Source organism: Streptomyces sp. NPDC001020, assembly GCF_053599115.1.
This window is the reverse complement of the sequence record NZ_JBSFLQ010000051.1, coordinates 23,823-43,833: the sequence shown is the minus strand read 5'-3', so window position 1 is coordinate 43,833 and position 20,011 is coordinate 23,823. Positions and strand designations below refer to the sequence as shown.

The following is a 20,011-nucleotide window of genomic DNA, read 5'->3' as shown; positions in this document are numbered from 1 at the left end:
CCGGCAAGGCCGTCCCACACTCGCTCCCACCCCACTAAACTCCCCACTCCCAGGCCGTTGACCAGCAGGAATGGAGAAGTCCGGCTGGAGTACTAGGCGGTCGCGGTACGAACCGGGCACTGATGACGCCTGGTATGGGCCGGCATGCCGCCTCCCGCCCTCGGCACAGGAGCCTGGTTCGTACAGGCCGGTCACCCACCCGAGGGCATTTGCGGCACTCCCGAGCGAACGCGGCCCTGTTTGCGTGTGAGTGGAATCGGCTAGGGACAGGGCACCTCTTGAGTGTGCAGGCCCAGGCGAGAGCCTCGGGTCCGGCTCTCCGTCCGAACGAGAGGCAGGGCAGATGAAAATTCGCAGGGTCGGGGTCCTCGGCACCGTGAGCGCCGTCGCGCTCAGCGCCCTGGCCGTCGTCGCGCCCGCGGCGCAGGCTGCCCCAGTGCTGGCGGCAAATACATGCTTGGAGGCAGTGAGGACGACCAAGGAGCATCTGGCGCAGGCTGGTTCCCCGAGCGGCGCCAACGACTGGCAGTCCGTACGCGACGCCGCGCAGAGCTTCGTGAACAGCCACCCCTACGGCGGCTCCGGCACCGAGGCGCTGCAGCGCGATATCAGCGACCTGAACAGGCTGTGCGCGCCGTAATAGGGGGATGGTTCGCCGCCACCCGCCGTAGGCTGGACGCTGCTCGAGGCTGTCGCGGAGGTCGTCCTCATGCCCGTGATCATTTGGTCCGGCGCCATTTCGTGGGGTCTGGTCACCATTCCGATCAGTGTCTTGAGCGCCACCGAATCCCATGACGTGCGCTTTCGCCGCATTCACCTTCCCGACCCGGGCCGGGTCCGCAACCGGTACGTGTGCGAGGTCGAGGAGCGTGAGGTCTCCCACGCCGAGATCGGCAAGGGCTACGAGCTGGGGAGGGGCCGGGTTATCCCGGTCACGGACGAGGAGCTGCGGCGCATGCCGCTTCCAACCGCTCGCGCGATCGAGTTGGTGGCCTTCTTGCCCGCCTCGTCGATCGACCCATCCGGATCGGCCCCGGCTACTACCTCCAGCCGCAAGGCGAGATCGCAGCCAAACCCTACGTACTGCTGCGGAAGGCACTGGAACAGTCGTCGAAGGTGGCAGTGGCCAAGTACGCGTTCGGCGGCCGGGAGCGCCTGGGGCTTCTCCGCATCCGAGGGCGACGTCATCGTGCTTCACGCGATGCTCTGGGACGACGAGATCCGTGACCCCTCCTCTTTGGTGCCCGCCGGCGTCGATCTGTCGGAGGAGGAGATCGCGGAGGCGGTGCATCTCATCGAGAGTCTGTCCGCGACGACCTGGAAGGCGAGGAGTTCCGCGACCGGTACACGGAAGCCCTGCGCGAGGTGATCGAGGCGAAGCGGGAGGAGCGGGAGCTGCCCGCGGTGCAGGAGCCGGCCACGCGGTGCGCCTGGCGCAAGCCGAACCGGACGCCGTCCTCGCGCTCGCCGCCTCGATCGGGACCCCCGGCCGGAGCACCCGGTGAGCGCCGCCGACAAAGTGGGGGAAGGCCCGGGAACGACTGCTGCGGCATCATCGTCCTCACGTGCTTCGACGGGGAATCACACCTGCGCCTGCGCGATCGCCGCCCGGAGCTCGCGCGCCAGTCGATCGACGTGGGGCTCGACGACGAGCGTGACGTGGTCGCCGGGGAACTCCCGGACGCGCGGCGGCTGCGTCGAGACTTCTTCCCAGCCTCCCGTGGCGGTCTCGCACAGTGCGGAGTCGTAGGCGCGAAAGAACGAGATCGGGCCCGTGTAGACATCCTTGGGAGCGTACTTGGCGCGACAGATGCGAGCGCCGAGATCCACGACACGGCTCACGCGGTCGTCGGGCTCGTCCGGTGTGAACATGCTGCGCTCCCTGGCGAGGTCCATGACGAACGCCGATCGTCGCTCCGGCTCGACCGCGAGCAGCGTCTCGCGCTTCAGCGGGAGCTCCTGGCTGAACCAGGACTTGAACCCTCTCCCGAAGAAGATCAGGGCCTCGAAAGGGTCCTGGATGATTTCCGTGATCTCGTCACGGAAGAAGGGGGCGGGCGCAAGGCCGTCAACGGCGGCGAGCAAGGCCACGCGCTCCCCGTGGCGCTGCAGTTGAAGGGCCATCTCCAGTGCGACCATGGCGCCGACGCAGTGACCTCCCAGGAGATAAGGCCCGCGCGGCTGCACGGAGCGCATGGACTCGATGTGGTCCGCTGCCATGTCTTCCACGTGGTCGAATGGCGGTTCGGCACCATGGAGCCCTCGGGTCTGCAGGGCGTGGAAGGGCTGATCCGGCGCCATCCGGCGTGCGAGCGCGTGGAAGTAGTAGACGTTTCCCTCCCCACTCGGCAGGAAGAAGAACGGGCGTTTCGAGCCGTGCGGCTGGAGCGGCACGACGGGCCGCTCGCAGAGCTTCCTCGATCGCGCGCGCAGGAGGCAGCCGATGCGCTCGATCGTCGGCGCCTCGAGGAACGTCTTCATCGACAGCGGCGGAGCGTCGAGCTGCGCCGCCATCGTGTCGAGGGCGGCCTCCGCCTTGGCGTGGTCGCCGCCGAGGGCGAAGAAGTCATCCTTCACTCCGAAGTCGTCCACGTGGAGGAGGTCTGACCAGATCTGCCAGAGTCGCAGTTCGTAGATGTCTCGGGGGGTCACAGGTCGCGGGGGCATGTCCTTCTTCCTCAGCCGTGCCCGGGAATGGGGGCGCGTGCGCGTCGCTCGTGCTCGAGCCGACCCGGACGCATTCCACCGTGGCGTCCTTGGCTCGAGCCGGACGGTTCGTGACGGACTGGGAGTTCCTGGTCGCGCACCCGGCGCTTGACCTGCATCGGCAGCGCGCCGTATGCCGCCTCGTGCGCGAGCACGCTCGCGATGAGATGCGCGACGCGCGACCAGTCGCAGTACCCGTCGATCGCTGCCCGCTGGCGCGACTGGACGTCCGGCTCCACCGCACGGCGCAGCGTGATCAGTGCCTTCTGCTGATCGTCGCCGAGTGTGTCCACGAGGACCGGCAGTGGCGAGTCGGGGTGCTTGGCGCACTGGGTGGCATAGAGCCGCTCGAGCTGGAACGCATAGACCGCGCGCTCCATGGCCACCTCCGCCGTGATCGCATCCACGGTTCCGTCCGGCCCCGCCAGCGGATCAGGCGACATGAGGAGCGGGGGGATGCCGTTCGCAAGCGCGGCGCCGATGCTGCTCAGGCCTGGGCGGCAGACGAAAGCAGTCCCCGGTTTGGCGCGGAGGGCCCGGAGGAACGTGCTCCAGTGCTCGTTGATCCATCCGAGGAGCGTCACGTTCGCGCGCGGTCGGCGCTCCAGCTCGAGGGCCAGCCACGCGCGATCCTCCTCGCTCCCGCCCGCGAACAGAAACTGCGTCTCTTCCATCCGCGCCGCCAGCGCCAGCATCGTGCGCCAGTGTTGGCGGCTGCGGGCGGAGAAGCCGTTGCCCTGCGACACGAGCGCGACGCCGCGTGAATCTCGCGGGGTGAAGAGGTACCGGAGCGCGGCGCAGCGCTTGGCCAGGACGGCGCCGGCCCGCTCCGCGGCCTGTTCCGGGCAGAGCTCGCTGGCTTGGCCGAGCGGCGGGACGACCACGTAGGGCTGCTTGCCCGACTCCAGCGACAGCCAGTCACGCCAGTTGACGGCTTGGTACCAGATCGTGCCGCTCTGAGGCAGGCCGGCCATGATCTCCCGGCTGGCGGCCTCGAAGTCGACGGAGGGATTGCGTCGCGGATCGGTCCCTGACGCATGCAGCGCGTCCTGGAGCTCGCGCCGTGTGTGGATGGCCGGGGCGGAGGCGGCCAGGAGCTCGGCCACTCCTGTGACCGGCTTCGACGATCGGGCCTGACCTGCCAGCTGCCTCAGGCACGAGAACTCCTCGAACGCATAGCGCACGGCATGCAGAGGGACTTCCTTTTGCTGCGCGTGCTCGGCGAGCTGGTGCAGGATCCAGGTCTCCGGCCGGCAGTCATTGACGATGGCGGCCGCGCCCGCGCCGGCCTGGGCGAGCTCGAGGTTGTCCGCGATCCACAGGAGAGCGGCCTCGCGGTTCAGGAGCTCCGGTCGCGAGAGGTTGGCGACGTCGGAGGATGTGATCGTCGCCGACTCCGAGTCGCTGTAATGGAGCGGAACAACATGGAGCCCCGCTGAGCTCTCCGCCTTGCGGCGAGCGTAGGCCGCGTCCTCCTGCCGCCGGATCGCGGCGGTGAACGGGATCGGTTCCGGGAGCCTGGCGAGGGCTCCGTGCACGGCTGGTACCCAGCCCGTCGTGTGCCCGAAGGCTTGGGCAACGTACAGCGCACCCGTACCAGCGGACGCGCCGTGGACCGTCACACGGAAGTGGCCCGCGCGCCGGGGATCCGGTCTCGTGGCATAGAGCGAGGCCTGCGCCTCCAGCAGCAACGAGCCGTCGCGTGGGACGAGCACCGCCAGCCTCTCGTCGCGATCCGAGACAAGGATGCTGTCCGATCCGGCCGCCAGGGCGAACGCCGCCTCGTGCTGGGCCGGTGGCGCGTCCTCGATGGGCAGCGGCTGCCCGGCGACGGCGACCCGCGGCAACTGTCCGGGTACTGGGTACGTCACCTCGACGCGCCCGAGCGAGAGCATCACGGCGTTGCCACGGAGCGCGCGGAACGGCTCTTCCGGCGGCGGATGCGCGAACATCGAAGGGGCTGTCATCGGCAGGCCTCGTTCGCGTGGAGGTCCCTGGCGATCATGTCCTCGTAGGTCTCCGGGCGACGGATGAGCGTCTCATGGCCCTGGTCCAGGACCACGATGCCCGGCTGTGGAAAGCAGAAGGAATTCGAGAACGAGACCAGATAGGCCCCCGCGTCCATGATCGCGAGCGTGTCTCCGACCCGGAGTGGGGGGAGTTCGACGGTTTGACGCAGGCAGTCCATCGGGCTGCAGGTAGGGCCGTCGAGGGTATAGGTCTCGCTCTGGGATTCGCCCCACCGCTCGGCATGGAAGATCTCGTGATATTCGCGATGCAGGATGTGGGCGACGTTCTCGCCGGCATCCAGGATCGCGTGCGCAGGCCCCGCACCGGGCGCGTTGAGGCTGTTGACCCGGCAGAGCAGTATCTGGGTGTTCCCGGTCAGCGCGCGTCCGGGCTCCAGCAGGACGCGAGGCGCCGGTCGACCGGCTCGACGGAAGTGATCCTCGACCTGCCGGGCGAGCAACGCCAAGTAGCGTTCGATGGAAAGCCTGCGGGCCACCCGCTCGGCGAGCGGGAGCGGCGACGCATCGAGCGGCAGCACCGTCGGGACCGCCAAACTCCCACCGAGGTCGAGCAGTTCCACGCCGAGGCCGAGCCGGGCGTGGAGCGCGTCGCAGAACTCCAGCACCTCGCGGACGAAGCGCTCCAACGTGTCCGCGTCCTCGATGGCCACGCCGCGGTGCGCGTGCAACCCGACGACCCGCAGCGAGGGATGCGCCAGGGCCTCCTCGTAGGCAGCCAGCGCCTGCCCTCCGGCGATCGGGATGCCGAACTTGCCCGACCAGCTGTCGGAGGTGGCCACGCGCAGGCCTACGTCGGTGCGCTTGCCGAGCTCCGCGGCGGCCTGTGCGACGAGCGTGATCTCCTCGCGATGATTCAGATGGGTGAGAAGCAGATCGCTCTGGACCAACGTGCGCACGACACTCGGGGTCTTGCCCGGGCCGTTGTAGATGATCCTTCCGGGTTCGACCCCGAGCCGCAGGGCGAGCCACAGCTCGTACGGAGAGACCACCTCGGCTCCGACGCCGAGCTGCGAGAGCCTCTGGAGCACGGCCGGAATCGGATTGGTCTTGTAGGAGTAGAAGACTTCGACACTCAGCGACCGGCCCCGCGGCACCTGCTGGAAGCGCCGGACGTTCTCGGCGAGCCGGGCGCCGTGGACGACGAAGAGAGGGCTCCCCCAGCGATCCGCCAGGCCCGAGAGCGACCTCCCCTCCAGGCACAGCGCTCCTTCGGCACGCGTCAGGCCCCATGTCTCGGGATGAAGGGACTGCGAAGCCTCCGCTGATGGGTTCGGGCACCTTCCGGGAGCAACGACGGAGTGTGCTGACAACGCCGCACTGCCGGAGTCGGTCCCGGCTTCCTTGACGGAGAGGTGTTCGAGCAAGGTGCGCGGTATGGACGCGAACTCGGCGATCCGCCGCGGCATGGCGTTCGGTTCGGCGCTGGTCGTACCGGGAAGCCGGCCGGCGTCGATCAGCTCCTGGCGCCGCCACGTGTAGATCGTCCGGTCGCTGATGTCGAGATCCGCGGCGATCTGTGCGACGCGACGGCCCGCAGCGATCAGGTCGAGCACCTTCCGCCGGAACTCCGGCGGGTATTGCTTGGGCATCAGGAGCGGTCCTCCGTGCAACTGGGATCAGTAATGCTCCAGCAACCTGACTCCGAGCAACAGCGGGAACATCAGTTTGGCTGAGACCGGGTGTGCCGTGACCGGCTGCGGGCTGAGCCGTAATTCGTTTGACCAGGCCACGGGGCGACGCTGCACTGTGGTGGGAACCATGAATCGTGGTGCCGGTATCCCGGGGAGGCAGCGGCAGCAATGGAGATCCGTCCTACGACCGATGAGGATCTCGACGTCTTCGTCGACTTACTTCATGCCGCGTTCGGGCGCTTCCCGGAAACCCCGACCGAGGGCGGCGGCGGGGTCTGGTGGGCGGCCCTCGAAATGGACCGCAGCCTGCTCGCCCTGACGGGGGACGGGCGGCCCGTCGGCACCGCCGGCGCGTACTCCTTCGAGCTCACCCTGCCGGGTGAGATCGTCGTCCCGGCGGCAGGGGTGAGCGCCGTCGGTGTCCTGCCCTCGCACCGACGCCAGGGCGTGCTCAGCGCGATGATGCGGCATCAGCTCGCCGAGTTGCGGGCTCGAGGGGAATTCCTCTCCGTACTGCTGGCCTCCGATGCCCCGATCTACGGCAGGTTCGGCTACGGACCCGCTACCTACACGCGGCGGCTGACGGTGCCGCGTCACCAGGCCGCCCCGGCCCTCCCGCGGGCACGCGGAACGGCCGGTGCTCCAGCAACCGGATCGGACACGGGCTCGATCGAACTGCTGCGGCGTGCCGAGTGCGGCGAGATCCTGGAAGAGGTCTACGACCGGTACCGCCGCGCGCAGCCCGGCGCACTGTCCCGGCCGCACCGCTGGTGGGCCTTGCGCGCGGGGCAGCCCCCGATCTCGCCGACGCCGCGCTACGTCGCCGTCCACCGGGACGCCGACGGCGTCCCGAACGGGTACGCCAGCTACTCGATCAGCGAGCCCGACACCTTGACGGTCGACGAGACCATCGCCACCGACGACGCCGTCTCCACGGCCCTGGCCCGGTTCCTGCTCGGACACGACCTGGTCACTCAGGTCGTGTTCAAGCACTTCCCGCCCGAGCACCCGCTGCGCTGGCAGTTCGCGGACTTCCGCGCCGGCCAGGTGAGCAACGACACCGACTGGCTCTGGGTACGGCTGCTGGACATCCCGCGTGCGCTCACCACGCGCGGCTGGTTCACGGACGGCGAGCTCGTCCTCGACGTCGACGACCCGTTCCTCGGCGAACACGGCCGCTACCTGTTGACCGTCCGGGACAGCAAGGCCGACTGCGTCCCGACGGACCGGGAGCCTGACCTGTCCCTGGACATAAGCGACCTGGGCTCGATCTACCTCGGCGGCACCGTCCCGAGCACGCTCGTACGTGCCGGACACATCCGAGCCCACCACCCGGGCGCGGCCACCCTTGCTGACGCCCTCTTCCGCGGTGACCGCCCCCCGCACTGCCTGCACTGGTTCTGACCGCGTGCCCGCATGCCCCGCACAAGTCCGAGACCAGGCCGGCGATGGCCTGGTGGCCCGCTACCGTGCCGCCGCGTGCCGGGCCCACCAGCAGGGGTGAACGGCTCTGTCCCGTAATCGGTGGTAACGAAGGGTGACGGCCGTCGTTGGCATGGTGTGCGTGATGTCAACGAGCTTGTAGGTGTCGTGTTTTCGGGGTTGTAGGCCCTGGTCGTGGAGGGTGTGACGGACGAGGGTGAAGTGATCCGGGTGTGCGCGTACTCGGGACGATCCGGTGCCGTGCCCGGTGTGCGGGGCGCCGACAGCCAAGGTGCACGGCCTGCACGGTCGGACGCTGGTGGATGTGCCGGTGGACGGGCGGCGGGTCGTGGTGTCGGTGCGGGTCCGGCGTCTGGTCTGCGCAGTGCTCGGCTCCCCGCGACAGACCTTCCGCGAACAGGTACCGGGCCTGGGACTGGGGTGGGTGGATCGCCGAGCCGTGAAACCTGATCGGCTTCGTGCTGGACGTCGTGGATGGTGAGCCGGACCAGACGCCGGATGGGCTGGGCATAGAGCAGGATCAGTGCAGCAGCCACCATCTCCAGCAACGGGAGCTCGTCGCTGGTCATGACCTTGCGGATCAGGGCGACGCGCCGGTGCTGGCTGATTGGGGCCGGGTTCTCGGCTCGGACCGTGGGCACTCTCAGGCGGGGCATCGCGTGAGGATCCATGGACCAACGCAGAAACGGTTGGACGACGCGGCGGCTGATGGCGTTCTCGGCATACCAGGCGTCCAGGTCGGCCTGGGTGCATTCGTTGATGTTCCGGCCGCGTTCGCCGAGCAGGCCAAGAACGCGGCCGCTTGGGTAAGCCGGGCTCGGGCAGAGGTGACCGCGCCAGCCTCAAGGGGCTGCTTGTCTGCAGTGGTTCGGAGCTTGCGCAGGACGTGCCAGGTCGCGAAACGGTGCAGCAGAGTGCGGTGCTCCGGGTTCTCGACGGCGTCGAGCCATCCGGGCAGGCGGCGTTCAAACAGCAGCAGGCGGCGGTCCCTGTGCGGGAGCACGCCCGAATGCATGAGCAGGTCTCGGACATGGGCGACCGATCGCCAAGGCGATAGCATGCTCAATCCGTCATGGCTGAGCGGCCGCTCCGAGCCGGACCTTCGGAACGAGTGGAAGTCCAGGTTCTCGTCCAGGCCCAGCGCGTCTCGGTAGGCAGCGAAGCGGGTGTTCATCTGCGAGAACCCGATCCGAGCCGAACGCTCCGACGGCCACAAAGCCCTGGCGCCCGCATTGGTGAAGTGCGGACGGACCTCCTCGTTCCACTGCTGAAGAATCTCCGCCGACCAGTCCCAGACGGTCAGCACGCTGCGGTGCTTCGGCGGCGAACCCTTCTTCGCCTTGCCGTGGCGCACGTAGAGGACGCCGTAGTCGCCGAACTCAGGCCCCTCGGGGTTGCGGCCGAAGTCGACGGTGTCGAGCATCCTTGTCTCGTTGCGCCGCAGGCCGAACGCGTACGCGGTCTTGAACAGCACCGCGTCGCGGAAGGCCTGCAGCCAGCCCCTGCGGCCCCGGCCACGGAGATTGTCGACCTGGTCGTCGGCGTAGTCGAAGAACGCCTGCAACTCGTCATGAGTGAAGGCGCGTTTGCCCACGTCGGCCTCGGCCTCCTCCACGTGCACCGCGGAGTTCCACTCGTGCACGACCTGCACCGGGTGCGTGCCGAACCGGTCCTCACAGGCCGCCGCCCACCCGTAGGCGGGATCGGTGATGAACGAGCAGAACGAGCGCACTGACCCCCCTGGTAGTTCCGCAGCGTCGAGCGCTTGAGCCTACTCACCGCGCGCAGGTCGCCCATCCACTCGTCGAGCATCTGCGGCGACCAGAGCCAAGCGTCGGCGTGGCGGACGAACGCCCGCACCGTCTTCGATTGAATCCGTGCTGGGCGCCGTGATCGGTGTGTATGACCGCTCCGGCGAGGCTGCCGCGGGTGCGTTCGGCGGCGGCCAGGGCGTCGATGACGAGATCAGTGCGCATGTGGTCCGCGATCGCCCAGCCTGTCAGGCGGCGTGAGGCGAGGTCGATGACGGTGGCCAGATAGAGGAACTTCCCGCTGTCCAGGGGGAGGTAGGTGATGTCGCCGACGTACTTCGTGTTCGTTTCCTTCGCGGTGAAGCCGCGGCCGATCAGGTCCGGGGCCTTCGCCGCAGCCGGGGCGGCGACGGTGGTGCGGTGCCTGCGCCGCAGCCTCACGCCGGCCAGATTGATGCTCCGCATGACACGTGCGACCCGCTTGTGGTTGACACGCTCGCCGTCCTCGCGGAGCTCGGCGGTGATCCTGGGGACGCCGTAGGTGCCGTCCGACTCGCGGTGCACGGCCCGTATCCGGGCAGCATCATCGGCCAGGCGCCCGGCCCGGTCGTCAGCTGTCGCGCGCCAGTAGTAGAAACTGGAGCGGGCGATGCCCAGGATGGTGCACAGCCGCTTCACGCCGTAGCGGCGCTGGTGGTCGGCAACGAACTGGAAGCGGTTCACCAGCGCGTCTCCCCGGCGAAATACTTCGCAGCCTTCCGCAGGATCTCGCGCTCTTCCTCCAGCTCACGGCTCTTCTTGCGCAGTGCGGCGTTCTCCGCCTCCAGCGGGGTGGGCGGCTCGATGGACACCTCCGCCCGGCGGCCCCGCGGCCGACTCGCACCAGCCGCCCTGACCCAGTTCCGCAAGGTCTCCGGGTTGATCCCCAGATCGGCAGCGACCTGCCGGATCGTCGCTTCGGGCCGCGACTGGTACAGCGCGACCGCGTCCGCCTTGAACTGCGGCGGATAGTTCTTCATGACCACGAGATGTCCGTTCTCAGATCCTCAGGATCCAGTGTCTCGTGTGTCCAAGATCCGGGGTCAAGGCCCGTCATCCTACGCAGGCTTCCCACCCGCACCTTGAAGACCTGGGTGTTGGGAGGTGGCCGACCAGGGGAGACGGCTACTTGTCTCCCACCAGAGCGAAGGCGAAAGCGAGACGGCGGTCGAGCCAGTCCTTCTGGATGGTGACCTTTGCGCTTCCCTCCGAGGTCATGACGACCTCGTCTCCGGCCATCCACTCCAACGACCGGGCCTTCTTGACTTGATCGTCCGTGCCGGTGTAGAACACGCTGTCCACGACTTCGAAGGCGGCGCGGATAGCCACGCGTGCAGCGACCTGGCCACCGGTACCGCTTGCCCACTCATTGCGCCCGATGATCTCGGGACGGCCGGGCTGGTCGATGCGCCAGGTGTGCTTGAAGGGGCGTTTGGGCGGGATACGGCGAAGTGTCCCGATAGTCTGTCCTTGCGCGTCGCGTACGACGTGATGCCGCTCTCCGTCCACCTCTTGCGGCTCCTCGACATAGCACAGGAGGTGCTGGGTGTCGGCATCCGAGTAAAGCGTGAGTTCGGGTCGAGACGGAGGATTTGGTACGGACGATGAGCCCAGGAATGCGCATGGGGCGAGAACGGGGTAGTCCTTGCCGCCCTTCGGCACGCGAACGGCGGGCTTTCCCCACACCGACCGTGACCGCTTGAGCGACTTGGGACGCTCGACGGAACTGACAACGAACTTGTGGACCCGCTCCCACGCGACAGGCTCCACAGGCGGCTCGCCTGCCGCCTTTGCCTTGTTGTTCCTGCCGAACGCCACTCGTGCCTCCAGGTCGTTCCTCATGAAGTGCACGCTCGACACTACCTGCGCGGTTCAACAGGCCTGCAACGGCGGATAGATCACTCATCGAGGGGCAGCGCGTGAACGAACGCGAGTGGGGCGGACCGGAATCCGCCTGCTTGTCTGCCGTGTCGGGTCACTACCGCTGGTCCAACTGGTAGCTCGCCCCGTCGCACACGGGTGCAATACGTGCCGCGTCATCGGCCTACCGATTGCCGACAGTTGAGCCTTGGGTCGGGAGGGTCCGCTTGTGCCCTATCTGGTGAAGTGCGGGTGCCGGCGCGAGGGCAACTGCTGCCTGAACTTGCCCGGTAAGGGAGATTGCAGGGCAAGTTCAGGCAGAGCTTTGGCGAGCTGATACGCAGTCACGGGTGTCGGACGCCGTGCCTGTCTGTGGATCAGTTCGGCGACCAATTGCGGCCGGACGTCGCCTGGGCCAGCGCGGCGAGGAATGCTGTGCGGTCACGGGTGGCGATGCAGAGCCCCGCGCCCTGCCGAGTGCGGATCACGACACTGCCCATGCCCATGGGGACAGCCCAGCCACCGCCTACGAGGCGGGCGTTGCTGTGTCCGTTGCCGTTGAGAGCACCGGCCGGGATCCCTGTTTGGGCGGCTGCTTCCTGTACGGAGAAAGGGTCGATGTATACGAGAGCGAAGCGTTCGCGGCCGACGCGCAGGGTTTGTGCGTCGATCTGGACGCGGTTGTAGATGAATCGCCCCGGGTTTGATGGAGACACCGAAGACCCGGAAGGATCTCCGTCATGGCTGCACCCCGAAAGTACTCCGACGAACTGCGTGAGCGTGCGAGACGGCTGGCCGTCGAGGCCCGCAAGGACCCTGCCGGCCGGACCGGTGCGGTGAAGCGCATCGCCGAACAGCTCGACATCCACCCCGAGGCCCTGCGGACCTGGGTCAAGCGCGCCGAGACGGACGGCCGGCCTGCGCGAGGGCCCCACCGGTGCGGAGGCCGCCCGGATCGCCGAGCTCGAGCGGGAGGTGAAAGAACTGCGCCGGGCGAACGCGATCCTGAAATCCGCCTCGGCTTTCTTCGCGTCAATGACAGAGTCTGGGACACGGGCCCACGGGTGGTGACACAGTGACAGACACCGGCGGGGCTGGCTCGTTTCTTTGCTGCCCCGGCGACGGTGGCTTGTCGGCGATGTGCCGCCCCGCCGGCCCTGGTCTCCGCCACGGAGTGGCCTGATAGGAGCGTGCCGCGCGAGCCCGATTGAGGCGTGCCCCCGCGGTGGAGACGTCCATCGACTTCCCCACCGCATCGCGGAGGTTTCCGTGCACGTTGTCGGCATCGACGGTCACAAGAAGACGCACACGCTGGTCGCGGTCGACCCGCTGGGACGCAGGGCGGGCGAGGTCACGGTCGCTGCCACCCCGGCCGGTCACGCGCAGGCGATCAAGTGGATCGTCCAGTTCGATCAGGTCCTGCTCGCCATCGAGGACTGCCGCCACCTGACCCGCCGGTTCGAGGCCGATCTGCTGCTCGCCGGCCATGCCGTGGTTCGGGCGCATACGCGGCTGATGGCCGGAGCCCGTCGCTCAGCTCGCGAACGAGGCAAGTCCGACCCGATCGATGCCGAGGCGGTGGCGCGAGTGGCGCTGCGCGAGCCTGACCTGCCCCGAGCCAGCCTCGCCGGTCCCGCGCGGGACGTGAAACTGATCGCTGATCACCGTCGCCGTCTGGTGCGCAACCGCACGGCCGCGGCGAACAAGCTGCGCTGGTTCCTCCACGAGATCGACCCTGAACTCCCCGTCCCTTCCCGGGGCTTACGACGGCTGTGCGTGTTCGACGCGCTGGTTGCGGCACTCGCGAACCACGAGGGCGTCGTCGCCGAGATCGCACGTGACCTGGTCCGCGAGTGCCGTCGGCTGACCGAACAGATCAATGCCTTGGAAGCACGGCTACGCAGGCTGGTGGAGTCCCTGGCGCCCTCGCTGCTGGCCATCCCCGGGTGCGGTGTGATCAGCGCGGCCGTCATCATCGGTGAGACGGCTGGAGCCGCCCGGTTCAAGTCCAAGGACGCGTTCGCGCACTTCACCGGGACTGCCCCCATCCCGGTGTGGTCCTCGAACAAGGTCCGCGTCCGCCTCAATCGCGGCGGGAACCGGTTCATCAACCACGCCCTTCACATGATCGCGGTCACCCAGGTCCGACGCGGCGGCGAAGGCGCAGACTACTTCGCCAAGCAGCTGGCTCGCGGCAAGACCCCGAAGGAGGCAGTGCGCCAGCGTCCAGCCGATCTGCGACGCCCTGAAGGGGACGGACGCCGAGATCGCGCCGAGCACCTACTACGCCGCCGCCACCCGGCCGCACTCCGCACGCAGCCTGCGCGATGCGCATCTCACCGAGGAGATCCGCGTGATCCACGCCGCGAACTATGGCGTCTACGGAGTCCGGAAGGTCCACGCCGCCTTGCGCAGAGCCGGCCGGAAGGTGGCCCGCTGCACGGTGGAACGCCTGATGCGCCAGGCCGGACTGCGGGGGTCAGCAGAGCGAAGGGCCCGCGCACCACCAGGCCGGCACCCGAGATCGCCCGTCCGAAGGACCTGGTCAACCGGGAGTTCACCGCCACCGCACCGAACCAGTTGTGGGTCGCGGACATCACCTATATCCGCACCTTCTCCGGCTGGGTCTACGCCGCCTTCGTCATCGACGTGTTCTCCCGCACCATCGTCGGCTGGCAGGTCGCCACCAGCCTCTACACCGAACTCGCCCTCGACGCCCTGGACATGGCCGTCTGGCGCCGTCGACGCGAGGGCGCCGACCTGGCCGGGCTGGTCCATCACTCCGACCGCGGAGTCCAATACCGTGCTCTTCGCTACACCGAGCGCCTGGACGAGGCCGCCGCGGTCGCCTCGGTCGGATCCAAGGGCGACTCCTACGACAATGCCCTCGCCGAGGCGTTCAACAGCCTCTTCAAGGCCGAGCTGATCCGCAACAAGGGACCCTGGACCGGCATCAACGACGTCGAGATCGCTGTCGCCGAGTACATCGACTGGTTCAACCGGCGACGCCTCCACGGCGAGCTCGGCCACGTCCCACCCGCCGAGTTCGAAGCACGCCACACCCCAACCGCCACCCCAGAACTCACCCTGAAAACCAGCTAACCCACTCTCCACCAAACCCAGGGCTTGACACCGCGGTCGTCTGGATGCCACCGGCCGACCGGCAGTAGCCCCGCTCAACCTTCGACGGCACATGCTCAAGGTTCGTCGGCACGGGATAACCGGGAAGGAGGGGTATGGCCGACCCGCAGCGATTCCGCCTCACCCTGTTGACCAACCTGGGTGAACGGGCCGGACGCTCGCGCAGTCCCTGGGGTCCACGTGACTCCGCCTCGACCAAGTTCGATGGACGGGATGCACCCCGTCAGTCGGAGTCAAGGACGATGTGTCTCATGGGGTGGCGTCATCATTCCCGCGGTTCGCGGGGTCAGGGCTGCACAGCCAGCCGTTGATGGCGAAGCGGCTGTCCGCGTGCTGCTTGCTCGGGCAGCTGACCGGTCGTACCTCGTGCCAGGCGGTGGGCAGGAAGAACACGATGCTGTCGTGCTCGGGCTCCCAGTCCCGCCAGGTGCGCTCCTGCCACTTTCCGGCTGTCCCGGTGTGCAACGGCAGGGCGGCGTCGAACATGCGCAGCTCTCCGCCGCCGAATGGCCGAGGTGTGCGATGCAGGTAATACACGAACGTGAGCAGACGCCGGGGGGCAAACTTCACATCGGTGTCCTGATGCGGCCGATAGAAGTCGCCGTCGTTGTGCACGTTGAGGCTGTATTCGGGTTCCGTGTGCTGGCAGGAGACTCCAAGAGTGTGCTCGACCGCCTCCAGTACCTGGTCGATGGCTGCCATCAGCTCAGGCGCGGCGAAGTCTCCTCGTGACCGGGACCGGCGATAGTCGGGGACCACCTCTCGGTCGCGAATCGTGGAGGGCTTCAACGAGTTGCCGGCGGAGGCGGTGGCGCGCTCCAGTAAGGCGCCGGCCTTCTGCTCGCCCAGGAACTGGGTGATGCGGCAGACCGTCACCGGAAGCCGCCAGACCGCGTCCGTCGACCACTGCTCCATCGTCTCGGGTGTTTCCGTCACGGTGTCGTGTCGAGCCAAGGTGTCCTGCCTTCTGGATTGCGATGAGTGGTGCCCAGGGCGTTCTCAAGCCCCCTCGACTCAGGGAGTGGGCGGTGGGTCGCGGTCGGCCGGGGATGCTTCCCCGGCCGTGTTCAGCTCGCGGCTTCTCGCAGACGATCCACTTCGGCCGTGAGCTCTTCCACGCGGCGGTGCAGCGCCTGGACGCATACCAGGGCGACACCGAGGCCGTCGACTACGGGGATGGTGGTGTCGTCCTGGTTGAAGCCGAAGGCGGCGTGCCAGTCCTGGGCCATCGGTCCGAGGTGACGCACGTCTTCGGGCTCCCAGAGGTAGCGCCAGGTACTGATGGGCAGCGCGGCCACCGTCCCCAGAACCGCGTAGCCGTTGACCGGGCTGACCGGTATCACACCGCTGGGCTCCCGGACCTCAACTCGAAGCCTTGCTGGGGCACCGCTGTCAGCCGCCCGGGACCGCCGACAGAAGATCCTCACCACTACCGGCTCCAGTCGACCGGGACCACGTCTTGCTTGAGCGTACGGTCGCTGCAGACGGAGCAGGGGTTACCCGGGAGACCGGGGCCCTGGTCCGTGCCGATCGTGATCGCTCCGTGGGCCCCGGCCGGGGCGTGAATGCCGTCGCCGACCATTGCGGCTTCATAGCCGCCCAGCAGCTCCTGGAGGGTTCCGGGGCCCAGATTCTCCGGAGCGGCGATTGCGGCGATGCCGTCGTAGTCCGTGTAGGCCGTCCCCAGCGTCCTGCCGCCCATGGTGGCGAACACGATCTTCGCACCGCGAATAGGCTCCCCGGTCACCGCGTCGGATGCCATCGCGTTGATGTTCTCCAGTTGCATCTGCGTGACGTTCAAGCTGGCCTGACTGGCCGTGAGCCTGGTCGGCTTCAGGCTGGGACATTCCGACCCGCTGCACGCCGGCGCCGCCGTGGAGGCGGCGGATGCGGGGGCCCCGCCTCCCACACCCAGCGCCGCCATAGCCGCAGCCATTGCCGAGACGGCCATACGCCCCGAAGACCTCATGTGTACTCCTGATCACCAGCGCCGGATGCCGTCCCATCCGGACGGCACGGCAGACTCTAGGTACCGCCGGCTGGCGGGCGGCGTGAAAATCGGAGATGCCTCCTATCGGGTGAACTGCGATGAAGGGGTGGGCAACGGTCAAGGTTCAGTGGCACGGGACAGTAGCCCCTCGGCTCGTTCCTCGCCACGGTCGTCGCGTGAGGAAAGCTAGGCGAGTGCGGGGGCAGGTCGTAGCGGCTGACGGCCACGTAGGTTTCCGGCGCCGCCGCTTCGAGGAGACCCTCGTCGCCCTCCAGGTCGAGTTCCGGCTCCTGGGGACGGCGGAGAAGGTCGCTCCAGTCGCTCGCTGCACCTCGCTCGTAGGCGTCGCGGAGCAAGGGACGCAGCCGTGGGCGGGCTTCCTCTTGCTGTTCGCGGAAGATACGCCGCTGGGTGAGTCGCTGTTCTTCCTGGGCTTCGTCGCTGAGTTCCAGGTCGGCGGGCGGCTGGTCCTCGGCGCGCAGTCCTGGGGTGCGCCGGGCGATGGCGAGGTCCTCCTCGTGGAGGCGCTCGCAGGCGGCGAACAGCTTCCGGGACATGCCGAGGCGGACCTCCGTGCCGGGGATACGGCAGCTCAGGAAATCGTCGAGGCCCACGGAACGGATTCCGGCGCGCAGAGTGTGCTGTTCCGTGCCGGTAGCTGCTCCCCGGGCGTCGGCCCGCATGGCGAGAGTGAGGCTGTCGTCTTCCAGGGGCGTGGTCAACCCGGAGCGCCGGTGACGGGAAGCGCGGTCGGCGGGAACGGGCACGGTGCGCAGCTGCGAGGCGGGAGCCGAGCGCAGTGCCAGGTAGGCGAGCATCTGGGCGCGGGCGGCGCCGATGAGCGCATCGTCGCTGTCGCCGAGGTGGTCTTCCAGGTTGCCCGGACCCGCCGCCTCGTCGGCGGCATCGGATCCGGCGGGGGCGAGCGGCGGCTGGCCGGGGTGCAGGTCGTGATCGATCGTGAGGAAGAGGTCATCGCCGGGCAGCACTGACGCCCCGACCAGGACGGTGCGGTGCCCGTACGCGCCGAGGACCTTGCTGCCGGCCGTCAGCTGCGCCCACCCCTTGCGCAGCGTGCCGAGTCCCACGTCGCCGCCCTTGGCCTTGCTCCTCTGTCTCGTGGCGCCCCCACAGGTCGGACAGCTCCTTCTTCGGATCCTTGAACGTGTCGTACAGAGCAGGGACGGGGCCGCCCAGTTCGAGGTGCTCGGTCTGGCCGAGGCCCAGCAGCGAGCGGCAGGCCCACTCGGTCATCGTCATGTGGCAGCGACCTGATGGACGGCTGGTGGCCGGACCGAGCCACCGCGGAGAAGAAGTTCCGGGACTGGGTCGGCGAGTATGGCAGCCTCCGCAAGGCGCGCCTGGTCCTGGTCGACACCGTTGAAGGTGACCAGGTGGCGAGCTGGCCGGATGGCCCGTAGCCGCCTGTCGTCATGGCGGCGGACCGAGGAGGTCGCGTGCCGTACCGCCTGCAGTGGAGGGCGCGGCAGGCTTCCTCACGTGCGGGGTGTCCGCCGCACGTTCGGGGCCCACTTTGCTGAGGCCTCTGTCAGGCAGTGTGAGCACAAGGGGTTGCCGCCGCGGCCGTACCGGTGGGTCTTCCGCTGGCACTTCGCGCACAGGCCGACCTCGTCGCTGCGGCAGGTCAGAACCGAGGGGTCGGCCTCCGTGGGGGGAGATGCGGCAGTTGCCATCATGATGTCCGTTCCAGGCCTCTCGACGACGGCCGAACCCTGGTTCTGGATCACTTTCCGTGCCAGAGCCACGGAGGGTCACCACAACCGCGATCATGAACGGCCTCGTGCGGTGAGGAGGACCCGTTTGCGGAGGAGGTCGAAGTTGGCACGGCCGAACATCTGCCGTTTCAGCATCTTGATCTTGTTGTTCTGGCCCTCGACGGCCCCGGAGCTGTAGCGGAGGCTGAGGCCGGCGACGACGGCGTCGAGGGCCTGGCCCAGGCCGGTGACGAAGGTGTGTAGGGCGGGCAGGTCGTCGGCCTGGACCTGGCTGATCCACTGGTCGAGGTGTTTGCCCTGGCGGTCGTTCATCAACTTGGCGAACGCGGACGTGGTGAGCGGTTCGGTCGAGGGCGGGGCAGCGGGCCAGAATCGCTTTGAGCTGTTGGGCCTGGTCGTTGGTGAGGCGGTCGGGATGGCGGGTGAGCCAACTGGTCACGTCCCGCACGGACGGAGCCTTGCGGGGCGGGGCGGGCGGAAAGTCCGCGCGGAGCTTGGCCAGGTAGACCTTCACGACGCTCTCGCCGCCGGGGTAGCCGCGCTCGCGTACTTCCTCGAACAGGCGGCGGGCGACGGTGCAGCCCTCGGCCCACCGCTGGTGCAGATAGGGCTTGTAGGGGTCGAGGATGCTGGTGCGGCCTGTCCACCGCCCGACCAGGAGCTCGTCCGCACTCGCCGCGTGTGCGTAGCGGCGAACGGTGTTGCGGGCCAGTCCCAGTCGGCGGCCGATTTCTCGCATCGCAATGCCTTGTTCGAGCAGAGTGTGAACGGCCTCGTGCTGTTCGCGAACCCGGTCGGACAGGCGGCCGGTGGTCCGTGGCCCTGTGGGAGCCAAGTCGAGGTCCAGCCCTTCCAGGGCCTCGGCAGCCGCGGCAGTGGCGGTGTCCTGGGGCTCGCGGAGCAGGGCACGGTGCTGGACGACGGTCTTCTCGACGGCCTCGGCGAGGTTCGACCAGATGTGCCACCGATCTGCAACATGCAGCGCGTCCGGGGCACCGAGGCGTCCGGCCTCGGCGTAAGCGGTGGAACGGTCCCTGCAGATCACCTCGACGCCGGGATGCTCGGCGAGCCACCGGGCCACAGTCGCAGTGGTGCGGTCCGGCAGCAGATCGACGGGTTGGTGTGTCTCGATGTCGAGCAGGATGGTGCCGTAGTTGTGTCCCTTCCGCAGCGCCAAGTCGTCGACCCCGAGCACCCTCGGTGTCGAGGTCTCAGGGTCCTGCAGACGGCGGATCAGCCGTAACAGGGTCGAGCGGCTCACCTTGGCCGCCAGCGCGTGGGCCAAGCGGGAACCGGCCCGGCCGGCCAGCATCACCGCCACCCGTTCCAGCACCGTCTGCAACCCGGCACTGCGTCTGCCGTGCCGGAACGTCAGTCCGTCGACCTGCTCGGCGAACATCGCCTGCAAGCAGTCCCGTTGAGAGCAGCGGAACCGCCGGACCTGTAACTCGATCAGCGCCGGACAGCCGCCGACCACGCTGTCGGCAAGCCGGCGTACGTACCGGCTGTGCACCCGGACCGACGCCGTCCCACACGCCGGACACGCAGCCCGTTCCGCAGCGGTCCGGGCCCGCACGACCACCAACTCGCCGTCGGGTATGACACTTTCGACCACAACGCCTTCGACCTGGTGGAACCACAGGTCCTGGAGGAGTACATCAGCCACGGCCGTTCATGATCGCGG

At 68.3% G+C, this 20,011-nt stretch carries 15 protein-coding genes and 7 pseudogenes; 10 read left to right on the top strand and 12 right to left on the bottom strand.

Features of this window, described 5'->3' with window-relative positions:
- The first annotated feature begins 343 nt into the window (after positions 1-343).
- Entirely contained in the window at positions 344-640 is a 297-nt protein-coding gene (locus ACWDEX_RS33070; protein WP_450468150.1) for a hypothetical protein, read from the top strand.
- A gap of 132 nt (positions 641-772) precedes the next feature.
- On the top strand, positions 773-1,369 hold the full coding sequence (locus tag ACWDEX_RS33065; RefSeq protein WP_450468149.1) for a Ku protein: 597 nt from the start codon (positions 773-775) through the stop codon (positions 1,367-1,369).
- 212 nt (positions 1,370-1,581) lie between these two features.
- Here ACWDEX_RS33065 and ACWDEX_RS33060 read toward each other — a convergent pair whose 3' ends face one another.
- The 3 genes from ACWDEX_RS33060 to ACWDEX_RS33050 are packed head-to-tail and all read right to left on the bottom strand — an operon-like array spanning position 1,582 to position 6,325.
- Positions 1,582-2,667, bottom strand: a complete 1,086-nt coding sequence (locus tag ACWDEX_RS33060) for a thioesterase domain-containing protein (protein WP_450468148.1) — start codon at positions 2,665-2,667, stop codon at positions 1,582-1,584.
- 11 nt (positions 2,668-2,678) lie between these two features.
- Positions 2,679-4,673: a hypothetical protein gene (locus tag ACWDEX_RS33055; RefSeq protein ID WP_450468147.1), complete on the bottom strand. Its 1,995-nt coding sequence runs from the start codon at positions 4,671-4,673 to the stop codon at positions 2,679-2,681.
- On the bottom strand, positions 4,670-6,325 hold the full coding sequence (locus ACWDEX_RS33050) for a transposase (protein ID WP_450468146.1): 1,656 nt from the start codon (positions 6,323-6,325) through the stop codon (positions 4,670-4,672). Before ACWDEX_RS33050 ends, ACWDEX_RS33055 begins: the two co-directional genes overlap by 4 nt.
- 210 nt (positions 6,326-6,535) lie before the next feature.
- Here ACWDEX_RS33050 and ACWDEX_RS33045 point away from each other — a divergent pair, with 210 nt between their 5' ends.
- Both ACWDEX_RS33045 and ACWDEX_RS33040 read left to right on the top strand, forming a co-directional pair.
- Positions 6,536-7,771, top strand: a complete 1,236-nt coding sequence (locus ACWDEX_RS33045) for a GNAT family N-acetyltransferase (RefSeq protein WP_450468145.1) — start codon at positions 6,536-6,538, stop codon at positions 7,769-7,771.
- A 207-nt stretch (positions 7,772-7,978) separates the two neighbouring features.
- Positions 7,979-8,222, top strand: a pseudogene (locus ACWDEX_RS33040) (transposase family protein); the annotation flags it as partial.
- A 231-nt stretch (positions 8,223-8,453) separates the two neighbouring features.
- Here the strand turns inward: ACWDEX_RS33040 and ACWDEX_RS33035 are convergent.
- The 4 genes and pseudogenes from ACWDEX_RS33035 to ACWDEX_RS33020 all read right to left on the bottom strand — a co-directional run bounded on the left by ACWDEX_RS33035 (position 8,454) and on the right by ACWDEX_RS33020 (position 12,176).
- A complete protein-coding gene (locus ACWDEX_RS33035) occupies positions 8,454-9,542 on the bottom strand; it encodes a tyrosine-type recombinase/integrase (protein WP_450468144.1) in 1,089 nt (362 codons plus the stop codon).
- 145 nt (positions 9,543-9,687) lie between these two features.
- Positions 9,688-10,586 (bottom strand): annotated as a pseudogene (locus tag ACWDEX_RS33030) (IS3 family transposase); the annotation flags it as partial.
- Positions 10,587-10,725: 139 nt separating this feature from the next.
- Positions 10,726-11,442, bottom strand: coding sequence for a hypothetical protein (locus tag ACWDEX_RS33025; RefSeq protein ID WP_450468143.1), 717 nt, complete (start codon positions 11,440-11,442; stop codon positions 10,726-10,728).
- Between the two features lie 395 nt (positions 11,443-11,837).
- A complete protein-coding gene (locus tag ACWDEX_RS33020) occupies positions 11,838-12,176 on the bottom strand; it encodes a hypothetical protein (protein WP_450468142.1) in 339 nt (112 codons plus the stop codon).
- A gap of 24 nt (positions 12,177-12,200) precedes the next feature.
- Between ACWDEX_RS33020 and ACWDEX_RS33015 the strand changes: the two are divergent.
- The 5 genes and pseudogenes from ACWDEX_RS33015 to ACWDEX_RS32995 form a co-directional block, all read left to right on the top strand.
- A pseudogene (locus tag ACWDEX_RS33015) lies at positions 12,201-12,317 on the top strand (hypothetical protein); the annotation flags it as partial.
- 15 nt (positions 12,318-12,332) lie between these two features.
- A pseudogene (locus ACWDEX_RS33010) lies at positions 12,333-12,489 on the top strand (IS3 family transposase); the annotation flags it as partial.
- 111 nt (positions 12,490-12,600) lie between these two features.
- Positions 12,601-13,665: pseudogene (locus tag ACWDEX_RS33005) on the top strand (IS110 family transposase); the annotation flags it as partial.
- 148 nt (positions 13,666-13,813) lie between these two features.
- Positions 13,814-13,894 (top strand): annotated as a pseudogene (locus ACWDEX_RS33000) (IS3 family transposase); the annotation flags it as partial.
- 2 nt (positions 13,895-13,896) lie between these two features.
- Positions 13,897-14,562: an IS3 family transposase gene (locus ACWDEX_RS32995; RefSeq protein ID WP_450468152.1), complete on the top strand. Its 666-nt coding sequence runs from the start codon at positions 13,897-13,899 to the stop codon at positions 14,560-14,562.
- Between the two features lie 288 nt (positions 14,563-14,850).
- Here the strand turns inward: ACWDEX_RS32995 and ACWDEX_RS32990 are convergent, their stop codons facing one another.
- From ACWDEX_RS32990 to ACWDEX_RS32975, 4 genes are all read right to left on the bottom strand, one after another.
- On the bottom strand, positions 14,851-15,537 hold the full coding sequence (locus ACWDEX_RS32990; protein WP_450468141.1) for a 2OG-Fe(II) oxygenase: 687 nt from the start codon (positions 15,535-15,537) through the stop codon (positions 14,851-14,853).
- Between the two features lie 131 nt (positions 15,538-15,668).
- Positions 15,669-15,944, bottom strand: a complete 276-nt coding sequence (locus ACWDEX_RS32985) for a tail fiber domain-containing protein (protein ID WP_450468140.1) — start codon at positions 15,942-15,944, stop codon at positions 15,669-15,671.
- Positions 15,945-16,030: 86 nt separating this feature from the next.
- The gene (locus tag ACWDEX_RS32980) at positions 16,031-16,402 is read right to left on the bottom strand and encodes a hypothetical protein (RefSeq protein WP_450468139.1); all 372 of its coding nucleotides are present in this window, start codon (positions 16,400-16,402) and stop codon (positions 16,031-16,033) included.
- Between the two features lie 224 nt (positions 16,403-16,626).
- Positions 16,627-17,679, bottom strand: coding sequence for a hypothetical protein (locus ACWDEX_RS32975; RefSeq protein WP_450468138.1), 1,053 nt, complete (start codon positions 17,677-17,679; stop codon positions 16,627-16,629).
- Between the two features lie 186 nt (positions 17,680-17,865).
- Between ACWDEX_RS32975 and ACWDEX_RS32970 the strand changes: the two genes are divergently transcribed.
- Positions 17,866-18,012, top strand: a complete 147-nt coding sequence (locus tag ACWDEX_RS32970; RefSeq protein WP_450468137.1) for a hypothetical protein — start codon at positions 17,866-17,868, stop codon at positions 18,010-18,012.
- 366 nt (positions 18,013-18,378) lie between these two features.
- Here ACWDEX_RS32970 and ACWDEX_RS32965 read toward each other — a convergent pair.
- Positions 18,379-19,993: pseudogene (locus tag ACWDEX_RS32965) on the bottom strand (ISL3 family transposase).
- Between the last annotated feature and the right edge of the window lie 18 nt (positions 19,994-20,011).